Raw genomic sequence first — 23,793 nt, forward strand, 5'->3', positions numbered from 1 at the left:
AATGTTTAGCGTACATTTTAGTGGAAGTAAAGCGGTGCTTTTGCGCTTTAAACAAGAAATTTCACCTCAAATTAATGCTTTGGTTTTAAGTACAGAAGCTAGAATTCAAAAAGGCATAAATGAAAATGAAATTTATGGCATAGATGAGCTTGTAAGTGCTTATTCTAGCTTGCTTATTTATTTTAATCCTTGCGTATTATCCTTAAATTCTTTACTTGATTTTTTGGAAAAAATCAAAAAGGATATTAAAATAACGGAGAAAAAATCCAATCTCTGTATTAAAGTTCCACTTTGTTATGATGAAGAATTTGGGCTTGATTTAGAATTTGTATGCAAATATCACAATCTTTCCAAGGAAGAATTGATAAATCTTCACACAAAACCCTATTATCTTGTTTTTATGCTAGGATTTATGGCAGGTTTTCCCTATCTTGGAGGACTTGATGAAAGACTTTTTACCCCAAGACTTGCAAGCCCTAGAACTAAAATTGAGGCAGGAAGTGTAGGTATTGCCGATAAGCAAACAGGAGTTTATCCGATTTCAAGCCCAGGCGGTTGGCAAATCATTGCTAGAACTCCTTTGGAATTTTTTAACAAAGAGGATGAGAAAAATCCTACACTTTTAAAAGCGGGAATGCTTTTAAAATTTAAGGCCATTTCAAAAGATGAATTTTACGATATTAAAGAACAAGTTTTAAAAAAGGCTTATCAAAAGGAAATTTATGAGTATAAAAGTCATTGAAGCTTCTATAAATTCCACCATACAAGATCTTGGGCGTAAAAATTATGCTAAATTAGGCATAGCAAGAAGCGGTGTGATGGATCAACTTTCTTTAAGGATTGCAAATATCTTACTTGGAAATAAACAAGATGAAGCAGGACTTGAGCTTTGTTTAAAGGGTGGAAAATACGAATTTTTAGATGAAAGCTATTTTGTATTAAGCGGGGCAGAATTTGAAGCTAAATTAAATAATAAAAAAATTCAAACTTGCAAAGTTTATCAAGCAAAAAAGGGTGATATTTTAGAACTTGGTTTAGCAAAAATAGGTTTTCGAGGCTATCTATGCGTAGCGGGTGGATTTAAGATAAAAAGCTTTTTAAATTCAAAATCAAGCGATGTAAAAATGGGTGTTGGGGTATTTAATGGAAGAGCTTTGCAAAAGGATGATGTATTAGAACTAAATAATAGCTTTATCCCCTTTAATCTATCAAAAAGAGAATGCGAAAATCCTGTTTTTCAATTTGCTAAAGAACCCACTATCCGTGTTATTTTAGGCACAAATGATGATGCTTTTACGCAAAATGGCTTAAATACCTTTTTAAATACTAGTTATAAAATAGGCTTAAAAAGCGATAGAATGGCAATTTATGCAGAAGCTAAAACTACGATAGAACATAAAAATTCAGCCGATATTATTTCAGATCCTGCGGTTTTTGGAAGTATTCAAGTGCCAAAAAATGGCCTACCTATCATCTTAATGGCAGGAAGACAAAGCACTGGAGGTTATACAAAAATAGCCTCTGTTATAGAAAATGACTTACCTTTGCTTGCGCAAGCGAAATTAGGAACAAATTTTAAATTTGAAAACATTAGCATGCAAAATGCTTTAGAACTCTATAAACAAAGGGAAGAAAAAATTAAGACTTTGGATAAAAAAATCAATCTTGATTTTGAAAATTTGATTTAAGGATAAAAATGAATCCAAAAGAACTAAGAGAAAAAATCGCAAAAGGTGAGATAAAGGAACAAACTTCAGGCATGGCCTTAGGCTACGCACAAGCAAATTTGGTGATTTTACCCAAAGAATACGCTAAAGACTTTCAAACCTTTTGCATGCTCAATCCAAAACCCTGCCCACTTTTAGAAATAGTACATGGTAAATTTACTCAAAAAATTGCCAAAAATGCAAATATTTACACCGATATTCCAAAATATTTTATCTATGAAAATGGGATAAAAACTAAAGAAGCTTACGATATAAGCGAGTATTATAGCGATGATTTGATAGGTTTTTTACTAGGTTGTAGCTTTTCTTTCGAAGAAGCTTTACTTGAAAAAGGCTTAGAAATAAGACATATTAGCAATAAATGCAATGTGCCAATGTATAAAACCAATATTGCTTGCAAAAGTGTAGGAATTTTTAGTGGCGAAATGGTTGTTTCTATGCGCCCCTTTACTCCTGATAATGCCAAAAAAGCTAGCAAAATCACTGCTAATTTTCCTTTAGTTCACGGAGCTCCTGTGCAAATTGGCAATGCTAAGGAAATTGGTATAAATAATATTTTAAAAGCTGATTTTGGTGATGATCCTATTATAAAAGAAGGCGAAATTCCTGTATTTTGGGCTTGCGGAGTAACTCCACAAAATGTGATAATGAAAGCAAAATTGCCTTTTGTGATTACCCATGCGCCAGGGCATATGTTTATAAGCGATATTTTAAATTCATCTTTAAAATCTTAGGATTTTTTCTTACCATAAATATTGATAAAATATATAGCAAAAATCGCTAAAACACAGCCTATTAAAGTAAGTATAGTAGGCACTTCATCTAAGATAAAAAAGCTACAAATCAAAGCACTTGCAGGAGTGATCAAAACAAAAGAATTTGCTTTTACACTTCCTAAAATATGAATTCCATAATAATATATACTCGTACCTACCACCGTAGATAAAAAAGCCACCACAAAAAGATTGATCCAAAATTTAAAATCAAATTGAAAGATCTCATAACTTTTAAGATCAAACAACACCCATGAAAACATCAATAACGACATAAGGTTGATATAAAAATTGATCGCCAAAGGATGAGTTCCTTTTGCTTTATGGGTAAAAACAGCCATCAAAGCCCATATAAAAGCACAGCTTAAAAACAAAGTATTAAACTTACCCAAAAGCTCTTCTATGGAGCCTAAATTTAACAAACAAAGCCCTGAAATCAAACCCAAAAATAAGCCTAGAATTTCACTCTTTGTGATCTTGTGAGTTGATTTTTTATCTTTTTGAAAGAATATCGCTATCACAAATATCAAATAAGAAAATATAGGGATCATAGTGGTTACTAAAACCCCTCCTTTACCTGCTAAACCATGCTTTATAGCGATAAAAAATACAAAGGCATAAAGTCCATTTAAAACTCCTGCTATCAAGACCCATTTTAAGGCAGTTTTTTCAAGTCTAAGAGGAATTTTTAAAAAGCTTAAAACAAAAAATGAACCCAATACAACAAAGAAAAAACGCCAGAAGGTAATAATAGAAGTATCTGTATAGTTCGCCAAAATCTTAGATGTCGGCCATGAAGAACCCCATAAAAACATAGCAATAACAAGTAAGATAAATAAATATTTTGAACGATCCATTTATACTACCTTTGAAATAAATAAGAATGTTTTTATGATATCAAAATGCTAGGTTAAATAATAACCCAGCATGAATTAATGTTTATTTAAAATCATCTATAAAATGGTGCAAATTTTACATTTGCTATTTAGCTTAGCTAAACACTTTTTGCAAATGCGCTTTATAATCCTCGATATATTTTTCCACTTGTGGGTTTTTCATCACATCATTGCAAATAAAAGTCGGCAAAGGCTTCATACCCAAAAACTGATTTGCTTTGTGCAAATGCAAATACACTCCATCCACGCCCACACCTTCAAAAAACTGCTCTTTATCATTAAAAGCTTCAAGCGGTGCATTCCAAGTAAGGCTAAACATATATTTTTTATTGTTTACAAGTCCGCCACTGCCATATTTTTTACTTGCATCTTCTCTACTTCTACCATCATTTGCATAAAATTTTCCATGTCCTGCGGTAAAAACCTCATCGATATATTTTTTCACTATCCAAGGCTCACCCATCCACCATCCTGGCATTTGATAGATGATCGCATCGGCATTAAGTATCTTTGCAACTTCATTTTCTATATCATAGCCCTTATCGATATGCGTTTCATCGACCTTTAATCCTAAATTTAAAAGGCTTTCTTTTGCTACTTCATGCAAAGTATCATTTAGCTTACCGCCTGAATGTCCGAAACTTTTTGCTCCGTTTAATAAAAGTATGTTTTTCATCTTTTCTCCTTTATAATTAAATTTTTAATTTTTTATCTTCTAATCTCATTCTAACCAATACCAAAATAAGCCCTAAGCCCACCATGATGATAGAACTTATCGCAATGTATTTAGTTTCTTTTATAGAAATGACTAAGCCACAAAGAGTAGCACCTACGCTGATAGAAATATTTGAAACACTTATAAAAAGCCCATTGGTAAAATCTTTTGTCCTAGGGAAAGGAAAAGTGATGATATAATGCATTGCGTTATTCATAACCCCATTTACAATTCCCAAAATCAAACTTAATGTAAGCATGATTGCAAATTGTGCTGCATTTACAAAAATCAAAGCATATATCAAAATCATCGCCATAGAAGCAAATATAAGCGTTTGATTTGAGTGATTGACTAAAGTTTTTCCTGCGATATTATTACCAATAATACTTGCAAAACCATAAATAAAAAGTGCTAAACTGATATTTGTAAAGCTCATTTTACTCACGCTAAATAAAAATTCAGAATAATAAAAATAAAAACCCAAATACCCCGTCGAAATACAAAAAACAGCAAGCATAGAAATCCACAAAAGCGCATATCTTAGACTTAAAAGCTGTTTTCCTACCTTTATCCTGCTTGTCTTTTTAAATTCAGGCATAAAAAACAAAGTGATAAAAAACGCTAAAGAATTGATCACCACATAAAAAGCCATCGCCATTTCAAAGCTAAAATTCCCACCAAAATAACTACTAAGGGGCACACCAAGAACTAGCCCAGCACTAATAGCCATAAAAATCTTTGCGACTATATGAGGTACTTTACTTTTATCATCTGCTAAATTTGCAGCTGTACTAAAAGCAAGTGCAAGATAAATAGGATGAAAAAAAGCAGGAATAGCTCTTAAGATCAAATGAAGCCAAAAATCATTTACAAACATGCTTGCCAAAGAGCTAAGAGAAAAAATAGCTAAGCAAAATAACATAAGCTTTTTAGGATTAAAATTCGCACAAAGCATAGGTGCTATAGGCGCACAGCACATTACAATAAGTGCAAATATACTCACACTCCATCCCGCATCACTAACACTCACGCCAAATTTCTCCGATATAAGCGGTATGATCCCCATCACCCCAAGTTCCATACTGATAAGCCCAAACACGCCTAGACAAAGCGTGATTAAGATCTTGATTTGATAAGTATTGTTTATAGTTATACTTGATTGTTGCATTAAAAAAACCTTTTTTCGAAAAATTAAACTCGCAATTTTAATTTATGCAAGTTATAATGTCAATACATAAAGTGATGATTTAATCAGATATAAAGAATATTTCAAAAAACAAAAGGAGGATATCATGATAGAATTTATAGGAGATGTTAATTTAGAAAAATATATGGGAACTTGGCTTGAGATGGCTAGAAAACCTGCATTTTTTCAAAAATCTTGCGTTCAGTCTAAAGCTGAATATCAACTAGAATACGAAGGCTCTACCCCTGTTGTAAAGATAAAAAATATCTGTGTTAAAAAAGATGGAGAAGTTTCGCAAGTGCAAGGCAAAGCCAAAGTAAAAGCCCCAAGAGCTTTATCGGTGAAATTTAGCATTTTTATGAATTTATTTAATAAAACAAATTATGAAATTCTCTTTATAGACACAAACTATGAAGTTGCTGTCGTTGGAAGTCCTGATAAAGAGTATCTTTGGATTTTGTCTAGAAAAATCATCGATAAAAAAGATATAGATAAACTCTTAGATATCGCTAAGCAAAAAGGTTTTGACATTAGCGATATAGTGTTTGATAAGTATTAATTACTCATCTCTCATATCGATCACATAGCGGAATTTTGCTTTTCCTGAAGTGAGATTTTCATAAGCTTTGTCGATATCTTTTGAAGTGATGAGTTCAGTTTCTGGGTAAATTTTATGTTTGAGTGAAAAATCGAGCATTTCTTGAGTTTCAGCGATTCCGCCGATTAACGAACCATAGACTTTTTTACCCGCTTTATGCACAAAGGTTATCACGCTGATACTTGGAGCGACTTCGTGAGGTGGCAAACCCACTATCGCCATTTCACCGCCAAATTTAAGCAAATCCATATAAGCACTAGGATCATAAGGAGTTGGGATGGTAGAAATGATAAGATCAAAGCGTTCTTTTACAGCATTTTTATCTGTGCTTGTATAAAAAGAACTCACGCCCATAGCCAAAGCATCGGCTTTTTTGTTTTCATTTCTAGCAAAAACACTTACTTTTGCACCCATTTTCACAGCATATTTAACCGCCATCATACCAAGTCCGCCAAATCCTGCTACTGCTACGCTTGAGCCAGCTTTAATGTTTGAAAATTTAAGCGGAGAATAAGTGGTAATTCCTGCACAAAGCAAAGGCGCGACTTTTTCCATCGGTGCATCTTTTGGCACACAAACAGCAAATTTTTCACTTACGACTATGTTGTTTGAGTAGCCTCCATAGGTGTTTTCATTATCATGAAAAATATCGCAGCTATTGTAAGTATAGATAGTTTGTCCTTTTTCGCAAAATTGCTCTTGGGATTTTTTGCATGCTTCGCATTCTCCGCATGAATTTACCATACAGCCAACCCCTGCATAATCCCCTACTTTAAATTTGCTCACATTTTTACCCACTGCGATCACTTCTCCTGCTATCTCATGCCCTGGCACACAAGGATAAACAGCCTCTCCCCACTCGCTTCTTGCAGTGTGGATGTCGCTATGGCAAATTCCTGCGTATAAAATTTTAATCAAAATATCATTATCACCCACAGCGTGGCGTGTGAATTCAAAGGGTGTGAATTTCGCATCTTTGCTAGGCATAGCATAACCCTTGCTTTGAATGCGACCATTTTCTAAAAAGATTTTAGAGTCCATTTTCTCTCCTTATTTTTTGATTTTTGAAATTATAAAACATTAGAGTAGCTATAAGTCAAGAGGGAAATTAAATTTTTTTAAAAAAATTATTATAAATGTTATAATTACAAAATTTAATTTCACTTTGGGGTAAAAATGCAAAATTTATATTCAGAAGATGATACAAGAGTTAAACTTATAGACACAAAGCTTTATGCTAGCTCTTGGAGTGAAGAAAATATCACAAGAAATTATTATTTCACCGATGGACGCAAGCTCATAGGCAACAAAAGAGCTGAGAGAAAATTTGCAGATTATTTGCTCAAATTTCAAAATAACAATCTTGCTATCATAGAAGCTAAAAAACAAAACAAAGATGCTTTAGATGGTTTATCTCAAGGTATAGAATACGCTAGAGCTTTAAATGTGCCTTTTGTTTATAGCACTAATGGCGATAAAATTTATGAGTATGATTTAAGGGTTTCAAGGGGTGAGTATATAGAAAATTTTCCAAGCCCTAACGAACTTTTTCAAAGAGTTTATGGAAATTTAAAAGAATGGCAATACAAACTTTTAACTCAAAGAGAATTATACATACCTCAAAAAACATTAAGATACTACCAAAAAATAGCCGTAGATAAAGTCATAGAAGCTTTAATCAATGGTAAAGATAGAATTTTACTTACCCTTGCTACCGGCACAGGTAAGACGACTATAGCTTTTGCTTTGTGTTATCGTTTGCTTGAAGCAAGATGGAATAAAGAAAACAAAGACCAAAAACCTAAAATATTGTTTTTATGCGATAGAGTGAGCTTAAGAGATCAAGCTTTGGGAGAATTTAACGCAGTAGAAAGCGATTGTAAAGTAATCAGCGCAGAAGAGATTAGAAAAAATGATGGAAAAATCATCACCAACGCAAATGTTTTCTTTGGAATTTATCAAAGTCTACCTGCAAATTCTAAAGATCAAGAAAATACCCAAGAAGAACAAGAGAGCAAATTTTATCTACAATACCCAAAAGATTTTTTTGACCTTATCATCATCGATGAGTGTCACAGAGGCGGAGCAAACGAAGAAGGAAACTGGGCGTGCGTACTAGAGCACTTTTCATCAGCTACTCATTTAGGACTTACTGCCACACCTAAAAAGAGTGATAATGTAGACACTTACAGGTATTTTGGTGAAAGTGCGTATGAGTATAGCCTAAAAGAGGGTATAGAAGATGGCTTTTTAACCCCTTATAAGGTAAAACGCATCACCACCACACTTAGCGAAGGCTATGTATATAATCCTGATGATCTCATAGAAGGAGAGCTAGAAAAAGGATTTTATAAAATGAGTGAATTTGAAAGAAATATCCATCTACCTCAATATAATGATTTTCTAGCTAAAGAAATTTTAAAACTTATAGATCCTATGGATAAAACCATCATCTTTTGTGCCAATCAAGCTCACGCAAGCAATATAAAAAGAGCTATTGATAAATTTAAAAGTGTTAAAAGAGATGATTATTGTGTAAGAGTTACGAGCGATGAGGGTAAGATAGGACTTGAGTATTTAAAACAATTTCAAGACAATGACAAAAGCTATCCTGTAATCCTTACAAGCTCTAAAATGCTAACCACAGGCGTAGATGCTAGAAATGTCCGCAACATAGTACTTTTGGCAAATATAGGCTCTATCATAGAATTTAAACAAATCATAGGGCGAGGCACTAGAGTGTATGAAGGAAAAGACTTTTTTACCATCATAGATTTTGTAGGTGCGACAAAGTTATTTTATGATCCAAAATGGGATGGCGAACAAGTCAAAGATGAAGATAAAGAAGATAAAAGCGAAATTTGGGGCAAGCAAAATAAAAAAGAATCAGACAAAACAAAAGAAACAGAAAGCAAAAAAGCAATCACCGTGCATTTAAAAGGCACAAAACTCAAAGTGCTTGACATAAACACAAGCTATCTAGGAAGTAATGGCAAACCACTTAGCACTAAAGAATTTTTAGAATTTTTGATAGGCAAGCTAGCAGAATACTACGACGATGAAGTAAAACTTCGTGAAATTTGGAGCAAACAAGAAACTAGGCTGAATTTCTTAAAAACCCTTGAAAAAGATGGAGTGGATGAAAATGCCTTGAAAGATTTGGGTGAAATTTTTGATAAAAAGGATTGTGATATATATGATGTTTTGGCGCATTTGAGTTTTAATGCTGAGATCAAAACAAGACAAGAACGCGTTTTGCAAGTAGAAAAGAGTGAATTTTTAAAACGCTTCCAAAAAGAAAAAGCTCTGAAATTCATAGAATTTTTACTCGGTAGATATCAGCAATACGGCATAAAAGATTTTGATAGAAGCTTAGCTCCTTTGATAGAGCTTAGCTCTTTAGGTAATGTAAAAGAAATAGTCAGTGAATTTGGCGGGGTGGAGAATTTAAAGCAAAGTGTAGACGATTTGCAAAGGGAGATTTATGCAAGATAAAGATAATATAAAGACATATTATGAGTGTCTTAAAGAACTGTCTAAGGAAGAACTTTATGAAGGATTATTAGGATATGGAATGTTTGCAGATAGAATACCAAATTTTTTAACTTCTGAATATTTTTTTGAGTTCTGCAAATCAAATAAGCCATCTTTTGAACAGAAAGAATACAGATATATTAAATACGAAAGCATGAGAAATATTAATGTTCCTAGAGTTTTATCAATACCAAATCCATTTGCATATTATAAACAATGTAAAATTTTAAAAGAATATTGGAAAAAATTACAAAGATATTTTTACAAAAAAACAAAAAGTAATAAATATAAGATTAGTCGTATTCATATTAGAAAGCTATATGAAAAAAAACTTATTGATAATAAATATTACGATGTAGAAATAGAAAAAATTTTCATTATGAATTTTAAAAACTATAAACTTGATGGGACGCCGGAACAAGAAATTTTTATTGGTAAAGGATATAAGGTAAATGCAGATATTTCAAATTGCTTTCCTAGCATATACACACACTCGATACCTTGGGTTTTAATTGGAAAAATTGGTGCTAAAAAAAATAAAGGTTTTACGAAATTATATTACAATAAGATAGATAATGCTACACAATGGCTTAATTATGGAGAAACACATGGAATCTTAATAGGGCCTCATAGTTCAAACTTAATCTCAGAGATTATTTTGGTTGCAGTTGATTATAAACTTAGTAAAAAATATAAATATATTAGAAATATAGATGATTATACTTGTTATGTTAAGTCTCACGAAGAAGCTGAACAATTTCTCTTAGATTTATCCATAGAACTTAAAAAATATGGGTTATCCTTAAATCATAAAAAAACAGAAATTATAAAATTACCTAGCTCATTTGAAAAACCATGGAAAAATAAGCTAAAGCTTTTTAAATTAGATTCTTATAGTGGTGGAATAAAATATACTGGAATAATGCCATTTTTAGATATGGCTTTGAACTTAATGAAAGATAACAAAAACAATGCTGCTATTTTAAACTATGCATTTAAAATTTTAATTAAAAAGAAAATGACCCCAAGCGCTAAAAAATATTTTATTAACATAATTCATCATTTAGTTTTACTATACCCATATTTGATTTTTTTGTTAGATAAAATATTTAATGAAAAAGAGCTTATTACACAAGAAAATATAGAAAAAATATCTTCAGATATTTTTAATCTAGGCAAAGAAAAAAGAAACTATGAAGCAATGTCTTATGCTCTTTATTTTGCACTAAAATATAATTTTAAATTAAAAGAAAAAATTAATCTATTAGAAGAAGCAAAAAGAAAAGAAGATTGCATTTTAATGTTATTGTGTTACCTTTATGATAAAAAGAATAATAAGGATACAGAAGAATATAAAATAATAGCAAATAATTTTATTATAAATACAACTTCAAAAAATACAAATTTTAAAATTCTAGATGATGAATATTGGTTGTTTGCCTATGAAGTTTTATCCAGAGAAGACCCTAGTGCACTTAATAAATGTAAAGATTGGAAACAAATAAAAAATAGTAATATATCTTTTATTAGACAGGAATTTCAGTAATAATTATAAGAATGTATTAGGTTATTTAGAATTTTAAATAAAATCTTAGTTGATTAAAAAAGTAGTTATTTGAATTAAAAAAGGAGAAGCAATGAAAATGACAGGATTGGAAAACTTATACAAAGATATAAAAAATAAGCAGATGACTTATTGTATATTTAATTATACACACAATAGAATTGAATTGGAAATAATGTTTGATATAAACCCAAAACCATTTAAATTGCTTATAATTAAAAAGTATTCTAATAAAACTTTGTTGCTAGATATTTTAAATGGCTTTAAGCTAGATATATTTCTTTCAAAAGAAAAATATCAGATATTATTAGATATATTAGATATAAAAGGTGGTGGCGCGACTCCTTTTAGCACAAAGAAATTTTTTGAAGAATTAAATAGCGCAATTCCATCTGCAATTGTGCAATATGATTTAAATAGTAATTTAAGACATATCATTTCTCAAATAAAAAATTTTGAGGATGCTGATTTGATATATGTTAAACACTTGATAGATTGGAATAAGATTAATAGCGGTAAGCATGTGTCGCAAAAAAATAGGGATAAGACGGAGTATTTATATCCTGATATTTTTAAAATTATAAAAGATAAAAATATAAGCGTTGTTTATACAAATAATAAAGATTCTTCCAAATATACTAATATAGAAGATATTGAAATAATAAATGGATAGCGATATGAATAATATATTAACCTATAAAATAGATACCGAGCAACCTATCGATATAAAAGAGTTAGCTGAAAGTTTAATAGCTATACAAAATATGTATAGGAAAAGTATTATTAGCAATGAGGCTTCTATAAAGATTAGTGAAGTTAGAAAAGGTAGTTATGAATTTGATATTGTTGTTTTGGGTTTAGGATTAACTTTACCTTATATAGAAAATTTTAATTCAGCGATTGATTTTATTAAAAATTTAAAAAATTGTTATAGTTTTTTTAAGGATAATAAATTTGATAATAATACTAATCAAATTAATATTGATGATGCAAAAAATACCAGTAAAATAATACAACCAATTATAAGCATAGGCAATAATTCTACAGTTATTATTCAAAATGGTTATAGTGATTCTGAATGTTTTAGTGTTATAAGTAAAGAAGCAGCAGAAGTCCAAAAAAAAATTTATAGTTATATTGAAAATAAAGAAAGAAAAACTAAAGAAGAATTGCAAACATATAAATATTTTCAAAATATACTTGTTGAATTTACACAAACAAGAACCGATGATAAGCGTGGAAATAAATTATTATGTAAAAATATTTATAATAAAGAATTAAATGTTGAATTTTCTAGTGATTATTTAAAAAAACAAATTTTAGAAGAGCACAATCCGCATTTACATTTATACAATGTTGATTTACAAGTTATTTATGAAAACAATGTGCCAAAAATTTACAAAATTATTTCTATTAAAGATATTAAAAATAAAAATATTTAGGTTGCAAAATAAAATGATAAATTTACTGCAGGGTTGGGAATGGAAAAGCTTAGGAGAAATTTTTAATATTGAAAGAGGGGGCTCTCCTAGACCTATTAAAGAATTTTTAACAGATAAAGAAGATGGTATAAATTGGATTAAAATCGGCGATATAAAAAATCAAAAATATCTCTATAAAACAGAAGAAAAAATCATACAAGAAGGACTTAAAAAAAGTAAATTAGTCATTGAGGGAGATTTATTGGTTTCAAATTCAATGAGTTTTGGCAAACCTGTTATTGTAAAATTACAAAAAGGTGCAATTCACGATGGTTGGCTATTGTTAAAAGAAAAAATTAATCTAAATAAGGAATATTTTTACTATTTATTTTCTAGTAATTTTATGTATAACTTTTTATCCTACCAAGCCTCTGGTTCTACTGTAAAAAATTTAAATATAGATAAACTCAAACAAATTGAAATCCCACTACCCCCACTCAAAGAGCAAGAAAGGATAGTGGGAATTTTAGATGAGAGTTTTGCAAAGATAGATGAGAGTATAAAAATCTTAGAGCAGGATTTGCTAAATTTAGATGAGTTAATGCAAAGTGCCTTGCAAAAAGCTTTCAATCCCTTAAAAGACAATGCCAAAGAAAACTATAAACTCCCACAAGGTTGGGAATGGAAAAACTTAGGGGAAATTGCAAATACTAGCAGTGGCGGAACCCCATCAAGAAATAAAAAAGAATATTGGGAAAATGGAAATATCAAATGGCTAAAGAGTGGGGAATTAAATGATGGATATATTGATTTTATAGAAGAAAATATTACAGAAGAAGCTATTAAAAACTCGTCAGCTAAGATATTTCAAAAAGGGACTCTACTTATTGCTATGTATGGAGCAACAGCTGGAAAACTAGGAATTCTAAATTTAGATTCCACTACAAATCAAGCAATTTGTGCATTTTTACATAAGGATAAAAATATTAAATTCTTGGAAAAATTTCTTTTTTATTTTCTATTTTTTCTAAGAGATAAAATCATCAAAGATTCTTTCGGTGGAGCTCAACCTAATATAAATCAAACCTATATAAAAAATTTACAAATCCCATTACCCCCAATCAAAGAGCAAGAGCAAATCGCAAAGCATTTAGATTTTGTCTTTGAAAAGACAAAGGCTTTAAAAGAGCTTTACACTAAAGAACTAAAAGATTATGAAGAGCTTAAGCAATCCTTGCTTAATAAAGCTTTTAAGGGAGAATTATAATGTTAAAAAATTTGCCAAATTTTAACACATTGGCTTAATATGTTAAAAATTTTTGATTTTTTTAACATATTTTTTTATAATGTTAAAATTTTTAGAAAAAATTAACATATTGGAAAATTATGAAAGAATTTATACCTCAAAAATTGCCTTTAAATATAGAATTAAATGCAAATATTTATAGTCTTATCATCAAGGCTTCAAGAAAATTAGCAGAACTCAACGGACTTAGCAAAAGTATCCCTAATCCAAACATTTTAATCAATGCTTTAATTTTGCAAGAAGCAAAAGATTCAAGCGAGATAGAAAACATAATCACAACCCATGATGAACTATTTTTATCTCAAATCGATGAAAGCAAACTTACAAGAGCGGCAAAAGAAGTAAAAGACTATGAAAATGCTTTAAAAAAAGGGTATGAGCTTTTAAAAAAAGAGTGTTTGTTGAGAAATGCACATATTTTAGAAATTCAAAAAAGATTAGAAAGAAACAATGCAGGCTTTAGAAAACAAAGCGGCACTATGCTTAAAAACCCTATCACAGGAGAAATCAAACACATACCCCCACAAAATCATAGCGACATACAAGAGCTTATGAGAAATTTAGAGCAATACATTAACGATGATACTTTAGATGAACTAGATTTTTTAGTAAAAATGGCAATCATTCATTATCAATTTGAAAGCATTCATCCATTTTATGATGGCAATGGCAGAACAGGCAGGATTATAAATATACTTTATTTGGTTTATAAAGGCTTGCTTGATTTGCCTATCTTATATTTGAGTGCTTATATTGTAAAAAATAAAGGGGAGTATTATAGTCTTTTGCAAAAAGTGCGAGATGAAGGAGCGATTTTAGAATGGATAGAATACATACTAAAAGGCGTAGAGCAAACTGCTATAAAAACTATTGAAACTATTGCCACGATAGAAAAAATGATGCTAAATGTAAGCGAAATTTTGCAAAATAAAACCAATTTTTATAGTAAAGACTTTGTAGAGCTTTTGTTTTCTCATCCTTATACAAAGATAGATTTTTTGATAGAAAAATTAAATATTTCTAGGCAAAGTGCCTCAAAATATCTTAAAATTTGTGAAAATTTAGGGGTATTAGAATGCATTAAAATAGGTAGAAATCATTATTATATAAATATAGAACTTTTAAGACTTTTTAAAAAGGGAATTTTTTAAATGCAAAATAAAATCGACAAAATCACAGACATACTAAGACGCGATGATGGTATAAGTGGTGCGATGCACTATAGTGAGCAAATCAGCTGGATATTGTTTTTAAAATTTTTAGATGATTATGAAGAAGAATTAAAACTAGAAGCTATCTTAAATGATAAAGCATATAAAAGCATTTTAGAAGAAAAATTCAGCTGGAGAATATGGGCAGCTCCAAAAACAAGTGAAGGCAAACTTGATGTAAAAAATGCTTTAAGCGGAGATGATTTGCTTAGCTTTGTAAATAACGAGCTTTTTCCATATCTAAAAAGCTTTAAAGATAATGAAAATTTCAAAAGCATAGAGTATAAAATAGGCGGAATTTTCGAGTTTATAGACAATCGCATAGCCAATGGACACACCTTAAGAGAGGTTATAAATTTAGTCGATGAGCTAAGCTTTAGTAAAGAAAGTGATGTATTTGCCTTAGGTGAAGTTTATGAAAAGCTTTTAAAAGATATGGGAAGCGATGGGGGAAATAGTGGAGAATTTTACACGCCACGCCCTTTGATAAGAGCTATGGTAGAAGTGATAGATCCTAAAGCAAAAGAAAGGATTTATGATCCTGCTTGTGGGAGTTGTGGGTTTTTAGTAGAAAGCTTTTTGCATATCTTGTATGAAGACAGGAGTAAAAACAAAAAAGCAAATTTAAGCGTAGAAGAGCTTGAATTTTTAAAAAATGATGCTCTTTTTGGTAAAGAAAAAACTCCGCTTAGCTATGCAATGGGCGTTATGAATATGATATTACATGAAATTTCAAGTCCAAATATCATAAAAACAAATACTTTAAGTAAAAAAATAACAGATATAACAGAAAAAGATAAATACGAAGTAATACTTGCAAATCCACCTTTTGGTGGCAAAGAAAAAGAACAAATTCAAGAAAATTTTCCTATAAAATCAAATGCTACTGAACTTTTATTTTTACAGCATATCTTAAAATCTTTAAACAACAACGGAAGATGTGCCATTATCGTGCCTGAGGGCGTGCTTTTTCAAAATTCAAATGCCTTTGTAAGCGTGAAAAAAGACTTGCTAGAAAATTTCAATCTCGAATGTGTTTTAAGCTTACCAAGCGGGGTATTTTTGCCTTATAGTGCGGTAAAAACCAATGTGCTTTTTTTCTCAAAAGGAAAAAGAAGCATTTGCGCTGAAGATGATAAGGTGTATTATTATGAGCTTATACCGCCTTTTAAACTCACCAAAAACAAGCCTTTAGAATACGCACATTTTGAGGAATTTTTAAAATGCCACAAAGAAAGAAAAATCACTCCTCATTCTTATCTAGTCAGTATAAAAGAGCTTGAGGAAAGAAACTATGATCTAAGTGCTAAAAATCCAAATTCCAAAGAAGAAAAAACCTTGCGCGAAGTAGAAGAAATCCTAAGCACTTTAAAGGCAAATCAAGAAAAAGCCAATGAACTTTTACAAAAAATACAAAATATTACCTAAACTACTGAATTTTAGAAAGGACACTTATGAAAAAAATCATCTTTTTGCTTTGTCTTTGCATTAGCTTTGTTTTTGCTAAGCAAATTTATATCGTGCATGGCTATGGCAGCGATGAGAATTACGGATTTTTGCCAAGTGTAGCAAAGAATTTAAAAGCTAAAAATCATGAAGTTTTACTTTTAAGTTTCCCTAATGCTTTTTCGCCTAAGCTTGATGAGTGGATGCAAACCATGAGTCAAAATTTCACAAAACTTGATGAAAATACCTTTTTTATCACGCATTCTTTAGGTGGAGTTGCGGTGCTTGATTTTTTAAATTCGCTTGATGAAAGGACTAAAATCGGCGGTGTAATAATGGTTGCACCCTTTGATGAACCTTTGCAAAATTGCCTATTTTAAATGATTTTATAAAGCCAAAATTAGACTATAAAAAGCTTGATAACATGATAATTCACAAAATCATCATCAGCGCAAAAGACGATAAAGTCGTGCCAATTTGGGTGAGTGAAAATTTAGCCAAAAAGCTAAATGCTAAATTCATACAAACTCCAAATGGTGGACATTTTATGGAAAGCGAAGGCTTTAAAGATTTGCCTTTGGTTATAGAAGAATTAGAGCGTATTAAATAACCCTTAAATATAAGTTATACAGCTTTATCCAAAACGCTTTAAGCTAAAATACTGCTTTATACTCGGATCTAGCTTTTGAGTCTGCAATGCTTTCACGCCTAAAAGTCCAAGTGCGGGAGCGAATTTAAACCCATGGCTAAGCCCACCCATAAAAAAGAGATTTTCATCTAAAAAATCGATGATAAAATCATCATCAGGGCTTAAAGGATAGGTGCAAACACTGCCTTTGTTAAAATCTTTTAAATCAGGAAAAAATTCTTTGATATGCTTGCCTATATCAAGAGTATCTTGCTCATAAGATCCAAATTCCACGCGTTCTTCGCGGGTGCTAATGATCTCCCCTACTTTATCTCTACCCACTTTTAATCCATCTGCAAAATCAGGAAAACCATAAAAATAATCGTCTTCAAATTCGAGTATAAACGCTGGAAAACCTTGTGAGAGTTTATAAGAATCCGTATCAAACCAATTCACCACTTTGCGTCTAATACCCACAGGCACTTTTGGCAAGTCAAATTCACACACGCTCAACACTTCATTGACATAACTTCCTGCACTGATTAGAATTTGTTTTGCTTGTATGCTAGAATTTTGCGTTTGTATTTTATACACTCCATTTTCTTTACATATGCGCACGATTTCATCACACAAAGTATGCGCACCGAGCTTGCAAGCAGCGTTGATAGCACTTTTTACACTCAAATCACTATACACAAAGCCTGTGTCTGTTTCTAACACACCAAAAAAATCATCCGATACGCAAATATTATAATTTTCTTGCAATTCTTTGGCATTTAGAATTTTTGCTTTAAGATCGTAATTTTTCACACTTGAGAGCACATTTTGCATAAAAGTAGAATTTGAGCCGATATTTAAAAGCCCACAACGCTCAAAAAGCTTGATATTTTGCTCTTTTTCAAATTCTCCCCAAAGCGTGTATGCCTCTTGTAAAAGCGGTATATACTTTTCACCCTCGCCATAAGCTATACGAAAAATCCTTGTATCACCATGATAAGAACCTTGAGTATGAGGTGCTTGAAATTTATCTATAAGACAGGTTTTTAAGCCCATTTTAGCCGCATAATACCCAGCAAAACTCCCCACACTACCACTTCCAATAACCGCTATATCATAAGTCATTTTATCTTCCTTATATATCGCCAATTTGATACATAAAATTTGGAAAAAATTATACTATAAATATTAGTTCAGTGTTTATAAAAAATAAAAATTTATCCCTTGCTTAGAAATTTTGAGGATTAAAATTTAATTAAAAAATTTAAGGCGATCAATCACCTTAAATTCAAGCTTTTTATATTGCTAGAGTTTTAGAAATTTTTTGTAAGTTGTAAGCATTTTCTTAAATTTATAAAAAGTATTTAAGAACACCCTGAATTTTGACTTATAGCGTCTTGATAAGCTTTTAAATCAAGCTTATTTGCATCTGCACTAAAGATTGCAAAAGGCTTTAAACTCTTACATCCTAGATATTCAAATGTATAACAAATCGGCTTTAAAAGCTCTTCTAAAGTCGCACCATGATGCCCATCATAACTCTCTTGTGCGCCACCTAAAGTCGTTACAATCTGAAATTTTTTATCTTTTAAAAGTTCTTTATTTTCTCCATAAAGAATTGCTGTTAAAACCCTATCTTGCCACTCTTTTAAAAGCGCTGGAGTGCTAAACCAAAAAAGTGGAAATTGAAAGATGATTTTATCGGCATTTTTTAACAAAGCTATTTCTTTACTGACATCGATTTTACCCTCTTTGTAAATTTCGCTAAGATTGTGAATTTGTACTTGTTTTGAATTTTTAATGCTTTCAAACAAAGCCTTATTTGCCTTAGAATCTTCCCAAAATGTATGTGCGAAAATGATTAAAGTTTTCATTTTTTTCCTTTTTTAGTATTTACTAAATTATAAAGTGTAAGTGTAAATATTATATAGAATACTAGGGTTAATTATTTTTATATTTTTACTCTAAAATCACATTTTTATATTTCAAAAATGCTAAATTATCACTTGTATTTTATATCTCATAAAACCTATATTTTTCATAAACATAAAAAAATGAATCCCCAAAGCTTAATCTTAAGACAAGCTTTGGCAAAACAGTATAAGTTCTTAAAAGACTTTAACCCTTGAAAGTAAAGATTTATTGACGCATGCCAAAAGTGATAGCATAAGTCTCGTTTCTTACATCGAACAAAGGATCTTGTGGAGGATTAACTCCTTGAGGTATATCTGAAGGAAAATACACATTAAAGTTACAATCTTCCTCGCTTAACGCATTAACTTTAAAAGTTCCAACCAAACTCTCTTTATGCTTGCCTTCCCATAAAGCTGTCGTTTCATTAATAATATCATTTTTATTTGCATATACTAAATACATTTTATATTCTACTGGCTTATTAGTCTTTACGCGATCTTCGAAATCTTCTTTTAAAAAATCACTACTTGCACTTTTCATTTGTGCCTCATTTAAATACGCCACACCCTCACTTGGAACTAATTTCCATCTTGCTGGCAAATAGTTTTCACTCCCTGTTTGCTTAAAATAGAAAGTATGTATGCTAAAAAATGGAGTATTTGCTACACTTTTGCTAATACCAATTTTATCAGTATATGCAGCAAAATTTCTATAGGAATCAACCTCTTGCATCATTTTACTTATTTTTTCTTGATCAACTTTACCATTTACAGGAAGTCTCATTTCAAAAAACTGACCAAATTCTTTAAGATTTTTTGCAAAATTTATTTCTGTATTTAACATAACCATAGTCCAAGAAGCAGAATCTTGAGGATCAGTAATTCTAATAGCCATGCCTCTTGTTTTGCTTTTATCATCTTTAAAAGCTCCACCTAAAGAATACCTTACTTGAATTGGTAAACTTTTGTATGTCAATAAAGGCACATCAATTTCTTTATTAATAGATTGTGCTGGCTCAAAAGTTCCCATAGCACAAAAACCTTTTGCATGATTAACTTTTACTTTGGGATTTTTAGGATCCGCATTGAGTTGATAAAAAATATCCGCTATTTTTTGTGCATCATATTTTACATCATTGGCATAAATAGCACTACTTAAACAACAAATAGCCAAACAGCTACTAATATATTTTTTCATTACAAACTCCTAGTTTCAAAATTTTTAAGTAGGCATTATAATATTTAACTATAAACGATAATTTACATTATTAATGAAAATTGTTATAAATTCAAATATCCTTATTATGCTAATATTTTAAGTTTGCATTTTTAAAATATACAACATCTAAATAGTAACTATAGAAATTTTAAAATTAACTTTTATATCTTAACTTTATTATTTCAAGTAAAAACTTTATTTTAAAACACTCTGTATATATATTACATTATCAATATATAAATATATATTGACATATTAATAAATTTATATTACACTGCTCTAAAAATTTTTTAGGAAAAACAATGCAAGTATTTTTTAACACTTTTAAAGAGTTTTTATATCTATTTGTCGAGCTTTCTGTGCTTTTTATAGGAATTTCTTTTCTTATTAGCATTATCAACCAAAAATATGAAGGAATGTTTAGAAAACAACTGAGCGGAGATAAAATTTCAAGCTATTTTAAAGCTATATTTTTAGGTGCTTTAACTCCTTTTTGCTCCTGTTCTACCATACCGCTTTTAAAAGCATTTTTAGAAGCTAGGGTAAAACTTAGCGTGTGTTTGGCTTATCTTTTTACCTCACCTCTTATAAATCCTATCATTTTTACCATGCTTTTTGTTACCTTTGGCTTGAAATTAAGTCTTGTGTATGTATTGTTTTTGGTAATTTTTATTTTTATAATTTCTCTTATTTTTTCAAAATTTAAAGAAGAGCACTTTTTAAAACATACTCCTAAAAACTCAACCCCAAGCATTTTCACGCAAAATACTAAAAACATAGGTAAAATAGTCTTTAAACCAAGCTCTTGTTGCACCAACACTCAAAACAAAGCTAACGATACAAAGATAAATTTCAAAAAACTTTTTAAAGAAAGTGTTATAAACTATAAAAAATTACTACCTTATATCGCAATCGCAGTGCTTATAGGGGCTTTGATCCATGATTTCATCCCTCAAGAAATTTTACAAAAATACCTAAGCGGCAATGAAATTTTAAGCATTATTCTAGCAGCGTTTTTTGGAGTTTTGCTTTACTTAAGAGTAGAAACCATCATCCCTATAGGCTTGATACTTTTGCAAATGGGAATTTCTCAAGGGGTGATTATGAGTTTTTTAATTGCAGGTGCGGGATGCTCTCTACCCGAGCTTGTTTTACTTAAGCAAATGTTTAAGATGAAATTTTTATTATTGTTTGTAGCTATCATTTTAAGCGTAGCCATATCTTTTGGCATGCTTATAAATTTCATATAAGGAAAATAAATGCAAAAGTTTTTAACCATCATTTCAGCGATCAACGATGAAAGCAGAGTGCTTATCCTATACCATCTTTTAAAATATCAAGAACTTTGCGTGTGTGATTTGCAAAAGCTTTTAAATATGGGGCAATCAAGACTTTCAAGACATTTAAAAATTTTAAAAGATGCAGGTTTTTTGTATGTAAGGCGTCAAGGAACTTGGGCGTATTATGGTATCAACAATGAGCTTTTAAAACTGCATTTAGATCTTTTTGAAAATATCAAAAATTTAGAACTTAAAAATGCTATTAAAAAAAATGAAAATATTATTACCCAAATTTGCCCTTAATATAAAATCAACCCTTAAACTTATGCAATTTATCACAAGGTTGATAGTCCTTGCTTTCTGGATTAAACCCATCGACTTCATTTGCAAGCATTTCTTCATAAATTTTTATCTTTTTGCTTAAAACTTTTTCACTTTCTTTTAATGTTTTAATCTGGTTTTGTAATTTTTTCTTTGTTTGCTTTAACATCTCTTGTCTCTCTTTGGCAGTTTTTATACCCAAAGAGCAAAGTTTTATATAATGTTTGACTTGTTCTATTGGCATACCTGAAATTCTAAGCCATTTTATCCATTTTGCCCATTCTATATCGCTTTTTGAAAAATATTTCACACTATTTTCATCTTTTTGAACAAAAGGAAACAAACCTTTTTTAGCCCAAAATCTTAAAGTATGAGCACTAATTTTTGTTTCTTTTTCTACTTTTTTTATAGTATAAGCCATATTTTCTCCTTTTTAAGATAAAAATAAAAATTTATTTTATTTTTTTGTGATAAAATAATAGCCAAATTATTAGCTTTATGCTAAAAATAACAAAGATTAAAAGGAAAAACATGAATAATATCAAAATAAAACTTTCTGTTATTGCAAATTCAATTGCAATTTTTGCTTTAAGTATTTTGAGCATCATTAGCTTTTACTTTACAAAAGATTCTTTGTATCAAAGTACGCTTTATGCTGAAACAGAATTTCTTAAAGCAACACAAGTTTCTATAGAGGATTTTAGATCCAGAAATATATCTTTGTTTAATGCTCTTGAAAAAGATATATTAAATTTACCCTATGAAGCACTAAATTCTCAAGATAACATAGTTAATAATGCAGGGGCCATATTAAAATACTACCGCGATAGTGGAAATTTCCTTGCTATTTATATTGGTTTAGATAATGGTGAAAATATCGTGAGTGACGATCTAAGCGAGAAAAAAAATACTAATATAACTATAAATGGAAAAGCCAACAACTATAATGCAACTACTAGGGAATGGTATAAAGAAGCTAGAAATAGTAATCAAATCTATATAACCCCAGCTTATATTGATACTGTTAGTAATGAATACACCATTACTTACTCTAAAGCTCTTTATAAGGATGGTAAATTTATTGGTGTTTTAGGAATTGATGCTTTATTAACTGGTTTACAAGATGCAATCGCTAGAACTCCAGGCAATGCCTTTGTTTTTAATAGTAAAGATGAAATTTTTGCAGCCCCCAACAAAGCTTTATTAGATCCTTCGGTAGACTATTCTCCTATTTTAAATGCATATAAACTCAATGGTGATAACAACTTCTTCTCTTATGAGCTAAATAATGAAGAAGGACTTGGAGTTTGTAAAAAAATATTTACATATACAGCTTGTATTACCGAGAGTGTAGATGTAATAAATGAACCTATATTTAAAGCAGTATATATACAAGTTATAGCCTTAATTATTATGATATCTATTAGCATCATCCTCCTTTATTTCATCGTATCAAAATACCTCTCCCCACTTGCAGCTATCCAAACAGGTTTAACTTCATTCTTTGATTTTATCAACCATAAAACCAAAAATGTTTCTACTATAGAAATAAAAAGCAATGATGAATTTGGTCAAATCTCTAAAGCTATCAACGAAAACATCCTTGCTACTAAACAAGGTTTAGAACAAGATGCTAAAGCAGTAAAAGAAAGTGTTGAAACTGTAGGAGTAGTAGAAAGTGGTAATTTAACAGCAAGAATTACTGCTAATCCTAGAAATCCACAATTAATAGAACTTAAAAATGTTCTAAATAGACTTCTTGATGCTTTACAAGCTAGAGTAGGTTCTGATATGAATGAAATTCAAAGAGTATTTAATAGTTATAAATCTCTTGACTTTACTACTGAAGTAAAAGATGCCAATGGAGCTGTAGAGGTAACTACTAATGCTTTAGGAGATGAAATCGTTAAGATGTTAAAACAAAGTTCAGACTTTGCTAATCACTTAGCCAGTGAAAGTTCTAAACTTCAAAGTGCAGTTCAAAACCTTACTTCATCTTCTAATTCTCAAGCAGCTTCTTTAGAAGAAACTGCAGCAGCTTTAGAAGAGATCACTTCT

22 protein-coding genes and 1 pseudogene are annotated in these 23,793 nt (G+C 30.4%); 15 read left to right on the forward strand and 8 right to left on the reverse strand.

Annotated features, from left to right (window positions below):
* Position 1: 1 nt before the first annotated feature.
* Genes pxpB through BGS43_RS03780 form a run of 3 tightly spaced genes read left to right on the forward strand, consistent with a single transcriptional unit; the run spans position 2 to position 2,461 of the window.
* Entirely contained in the window at positions 2-742 is a 741-nt protein-coding gene (gene pxpB / locus BGS43_RS03770; RefSeq protein ID WP_002787656.1) for a 5-oxoprolinase subunit PxpB, read from the forward strand.
* Entirely contained in the window at positions 723-1,688 is a 966-nt protein-coding gene (locus tag BGS43_RS03775; protein WP_025399269.1) for a biotin-dependent carboxyltransferase family protein, read from the forward strand. Before pxpB ends, BGS43_RS03775 begins: the two co-directional genes overlap by 20 nt.
* A gap of 8 nt (positions 1,689-1,696) precedes the next feature.
* Complete coding sequence (locus BGS43_RS03780) at positions 1,697-2,461, forward strand: putative hydro-lyase (RefSeq protein WP_002825950.1); 765 nt, start codon at positions 1,697-1,699, stop codon at positions 2,459-2,461.
* Here BGS43_RS03780 and BGS43_RS03785 read toward each other — a convergent pair.
* From BGS43_RS03785 to BGS43_RS03795, 3 genes are all read right to left on the reverse strand, one after another.
* Positions 2,458-3,357: a DMT family transporter gene (locus BGS43_RS03785; protein WP_096568836.1), complete on the reverse strand. Its 900-nt coding sequence runs from the start codon at positions 3,355-3,357 to the stop codon at positions 2,458-2,460. The two genes, BGS43_RS03780 and BGS43_RS03785, sit on opposite strands and share 4 nt — an antisense overlap.
* 133 nt (positions 3,358-3,490) lie before the next feature.
* Positions 3,491-4,072: an NAD(P)H-dependent oxidoreductase gene (locus tag BGS43_RS03790; protein ID WP_002806425.1), complete on the reverse strand. Its 582-nt coding sequence runs from the start codon at positions 4,070-4,072 to the stop codon at positions 3,491-3,493.
* 16 nt (positions 4,073-4,088) lie between these two features.
* On the reverse strand, positions 4,089-5,279 hold the full coding sequence (locus tag BGS43_RS03795; RefSeq protein WP_096568839.1) for an MFS transporter: 1,191 nt from the start codon (positions 5,277-5,279) through the stop codon (positions 4,089-4,091).
* A 124-nt stretch (positions 5,280-5,403) separates the two neighbouring features.
* Between BGS43_RS03795 and BGS43_RS03800 the strand changes: the two genes are divergently transcribed.
* Positions 5,404-5,856, forward strand: a complete 453-nt coding sequence (locus BGS43_RS03800) for a lipocalin family protein (protein WP_057980255.1) — start codon at positions 5,404-5,406, stop codon at positions 5,854-5,856.
* Here the strand turns inward: BGS43_RS03800 and BGS43_RS03805 are convergent, their stop codons facing one another.
* Positions 5,857-6,936 (reverse strand): NAD(P)-dependent alcohol dehydrogenase, encoded by a 1,080-nt coding sequence (locus BGS43_RS03805; protein ID WP_096568842.1) that lies wholly within the window; start codon positions 6,934-6,936, stop codon positions 5,857-5,859.
* A gap of 135 nt (positions 6,937-7,071) precedes the next feature.
* Here BGS43_RS03805 and hsdR point away from each other — a divergent pair, with 135 nt between their 5' ends.
* From hsdR to BGS43_RS03845, 8 genes and pseudogenes are all read left to right on the forward strand, one after another.
* Entirely contained in the window at positions 7,072-9,390 is a 2,319-nt protein-coding gene (hsdR, locus tag BGS43_RS03810; protein ID WP_096568845.1) for an EcoAI/FtnUII family type I restriction enzme subunit R, read from the forward strand.
* A complete protein-coding gene (locus BGS43_RS03815; RefSeq protein WP_002787644.1) occupies positions 9,380-10,975 on the forward strand; it encodes an RNA-directed DNA polymerase in 1,596 nt (531 codons plus the stop codon). The genes hsdR and BGS43_RS03815 overlap by 11 nt, the downstream gene beginning before the upstream one ends.
* Positions 10,976-11,066: 91 nt before the next feature.
* The gene (locus BGS43_RS03820) at positions 11,067-11,666 is read left to right on the forward strand and encodes a DUF6037 family protein (RefSeq protein ID WP_002787643.1); all 600 of its coding nucleotides are present in this window, start codon (positions 11,067-11,069) and stop codon (positions 11,664-11,666) included.
* A gap of 4 nt (positions 11,667-11,670) precedes the next feature.
* Positions 11,671-12,435: a hypothetical protein gene (locus tag BGS43_RS03825; protein WP_002798167.1), complete on the forward strand. Its 765-nt coding sequence runs from the start codon at positions 11,671-11,673 to the stop codon at positions 12,433-12,435.
* Positions 12,436-12,448: 13 nt separating this feature from the next.
* Positions 12,449-13,681 carry a restriction endonuclease subunit S gene (locus BGS43_RS03830; RefSeq protein WP_096568862.1) on the forward strand — a complete coding sequence of 411 codons (1,233 nt, stop codon included), beginning with the start codon at positions 12,449-12,451 and terminating at the stop codon, positions 13,679-13,681.
* A 119-nt stretch (positions 13,682-13,800) separates the two neighbouring features.
* The gene (locus BGS43_RS03835; RefSeq protein WP_096568848.1) at positions 13,801-14,871 is read left to right on the forward strand and encodes a Fic family protein; all 1,071 of its coding nucleotides are present in this window, start codon (positions 13,801-13,803) and stop codon (positions 14,869-14,871) included.
* Positions 14,872-16,359 carry a type I restriction-modification system subunit M gene (locus tag BGS43_RS03840; RefSeq protein ID WP_096568851.1) on the forward strand — a complete coding sequence of 496 codons (1,488 nt, stop codon included), beginning with the start codon at positions 14,872-14,874 and terminating at the stop codon, positions 16,357-16,359.
* Positions 16,360-16,385: 26 nt separating this feature from the next.
* Positions 16,386-16,987: pseudogene (locus BGS43_RS03845) on the forward strand (RBBP9/YdeN family alpha/beta hydrolase).
* 24 nt (positions 16,988-17,011) lie between these two features.
* Here the strand turns inward: BGS43_RS03845 and solA are convergent.
* The 3 genes from solA to BGS43_RS03860 form a co-directional block, all read right to left on the reverse strand.
* Positions 17,012-18,127 (reverse strand): N-methyl-L-tryptophan oxidase, encoded by a 1,116-nt coding sequence (solA, locus tag BGS43_RS03850; protein ID WP_061474939.1) that lies wholly within the window; start codon positions 18,125-18,127, stop codon positions 17,012-17,014.
* 239 nt (positions 18,128-18,366) lie between these two features.
* Positions 18,367-18,876: an NAD(P)H-dependent oxidoreductase gene (locus BGS43_RS03855; protein WP_025399272.1), complete on the reverse strand. Its 510-nt coding sequence runs from the start codon at positions 18,874-18,876 to the stop codon at positions 18,367-18,369.
* Positions 18,877-19,141: 265 nt separating this feature from the next.
* On the reverse strand, positions 19,142-20,113 hold the full coding sequence (locus BGS43_RS03860) for a catalase (RefSeq protein ID WP_002874108.1): 972 nt from the start codon (positions 20,111-20,113) through the stop codon (positions 19,142-19,144).
* Positions 20,114-20,436: 323 nt separating this feature from the next.
* On the opposite strand from BGS43_RS03860, the gene BGS43_RS03865 reads away from it, so the two are divergent.
* Positions 20,437-21,384, forward strand: coding sequence for a permease (locus tag BGS43_RS03865; RefSeq protein WP_096568854.1), 948 nt, complete (start codon positions 20,437-20,439; stop codon positions 21,382-21,384).
* Positions 21,385-21,393: 9 nt separating this feature from the next.
* Positions 21,394-21,717, forward strand: a complete 324-nt coding sequence (locus BGS43_RS03870; protein WP_057032884.1) for an ArsR/SmtB family transcription factor — start codon at positions 21,394-21,396, stop codon at positions 21,715-21,717.
* Between the two features lie 7 nt (positions 21,718-21,724).
* Here the strand turns inward: BGS43_RS03870 and BGS43_RS03875 are convergent, their stop codons facing one another.
* On the reverse strand, positions 21,725-22,156 hold the full coding sequence (locus tag BGS43_RS03875; RefSeq protein WP_096568856.1) for a MerR family transcriptional regulator: 432 nt from the start codon (positions 22,154-22,156) through the stop codon (positions 21,725-21,727).
* A 110-nt stretch (positions 22,157-22,266) separates the two neighbouring features.
* Between BGS43_RS03875 and BGS43_RS03880 the strand changes: the two genes are divergently transcribed.
* Positions 22,267-23,793: methyl-accepting chemotaxis protein (locus BGS43_RS03880; RefSeq protein WP_096568859.1), on the forward strand; the 1,527-nt coding region annotated here is incomplete at its 3' end.

The organism is Campylobacter sp. 110 (genome assembly GCF_002383965.1).
GTDB lineage: Bacteria > Campylobacterota > Campylobacteria > Campylobacterales > Campylobacteraceae > Campylobacter_D > Campylobacter_D coli.

Coding starts and splice junctions, on each gene's coding strand:
- pxpB (WP_002787656.1), top strand. CDS start 2: ATGTTTAGCGTACATTTTAGTGGAAGTAAAGCGGTGCTTTTGCGCTTT.
- BGS43_RS03775 (WP_025399269.1), top strand. CDS start 723: ATGAGTATAAAAGTCATTGAAGCTTCTATAAATTCCACCATACAAGAT.
- BGS43_RS03780 (WP_002825950.1), top strand. CDS start 1,697: ATGAATCCAAAAGAACTAAGAGAAAAAATCGCAAAAGGTGAGATAAAG.
- BGS43_RS03785 (WP_096568836.1), bottom strand. CDS start 3,357: ATGGATCGTTCAAAATATTTATTTATCTTACTTGTTATTGCTATGTTT.
- BGS43_RS03790 (WP_002806425.1), bottom strand. CDS start 4,072: ATGAAAAACATACTTTTATTAAACGGAGCAAAAAGTTTCGGACATTCA.
- BGS43_RS03795 (WP_096568839.1), bottom strand. CDS start 5,279: ATGCAACAATCAAGTATAACTATAAACAATACTTATCAAATCAAGATC.
- BGS43_RS03800 (WP_057980255.1), top strand. CDS start 5,404: ATGATAGAATTTATAGGAGATGTTAATTTAGAAAAATATATGGGAACT.
- BGS43_RS03805 (WP_096568842.1), bottom strand. CDS start 6,936: ATGGACTCTAAAATCTTTTTAGAAAATGGTCGCATTCAAAGCAAGGGT.
- hsdR (WP_096568845.1), top strand. CDS start 7,072: ATGCAAAATTTATATTCAGAAGATGATACAAGAGTTAAACTTATAGAC.
- BGS43_RS03815 (WP_002787644.1), top strand. CDS start 9,380: ATGCAAGATAAAGATAATATAAAGACATATTATGAGTGTCTTAAAGAA.
- BGS43_RS03820 (WP_002787643.1), top strand. CDS start 11,067: ATGAAAATGACAGGATTGGAAAACTTATACAAAGATATAAAAAATAAG.
- BGS43_RS03825 (WP_002798167.1), top strand. CDS start 11,671: ATGAATAATATATTAACCTATAAAATAGATACCGAGCAACCTATCGAT.
- BGS43_RS03830 (WP_096568862.1), top strand. CDS start 12,449: ATGATAAATTTACTGCAGGGTTGGGAATGGAAAAGCTTAGGAGAAATT.
- BGS43_RS03835 (WP_096568848.1), top strand. CDS start 13,801: ATGAAAGAATTTATACCTCAAAAATTGCCTTTAAATATAGAATTAAAT.
- BGS43_RS03840 (WP_096568851.1), top strand. CDS start 14,872: ATGCAAAATAAAATCGACAAAATCACAGACATACTAAGACGCGATGAT.
- solA (WP_061474939.1), bottom strand. CDS start 18,127: ATGACTTATGATATAGCGGTTATTGGAAGTGGTAGTGTGGGGAGTTTT.
- BGS43_RS03855 (WP_025399272.1), bottom strand. CDS start 18,876: ATGAAAACTTTAATCATTTTCGCACATACATTTTGGGAAGATTCTAAG.
- BGS43_RS03860 (WP_002874108.1), bottom strand. CDS start 20,113: ATGAAAAAATATATTAGTAGCTGTTTGGCTATTTGTTGTTTAAGTAGT.
- BGS43_RS03865 (WP_096568854.1), top strand. CDS start 20,437: ATGCAAGTATTTTTTAACACTTTTAAAGAGTTTTTATATCTATTTGTC.
- BGS43_RS03870 (WP_057032884.1), top strand. CDS start 21,394: ATGCAAAAGTTTTTAACCATCATTTCAGCGATCAACGATGAAAGCAGA.
- BGS43_RS03875 (WP_096568856.1), bottom strand. CDS start 22,156: ATGGCTTATACTATAAAAAAAGTAGAAAAAGAAACAAAAATTAGTGCT.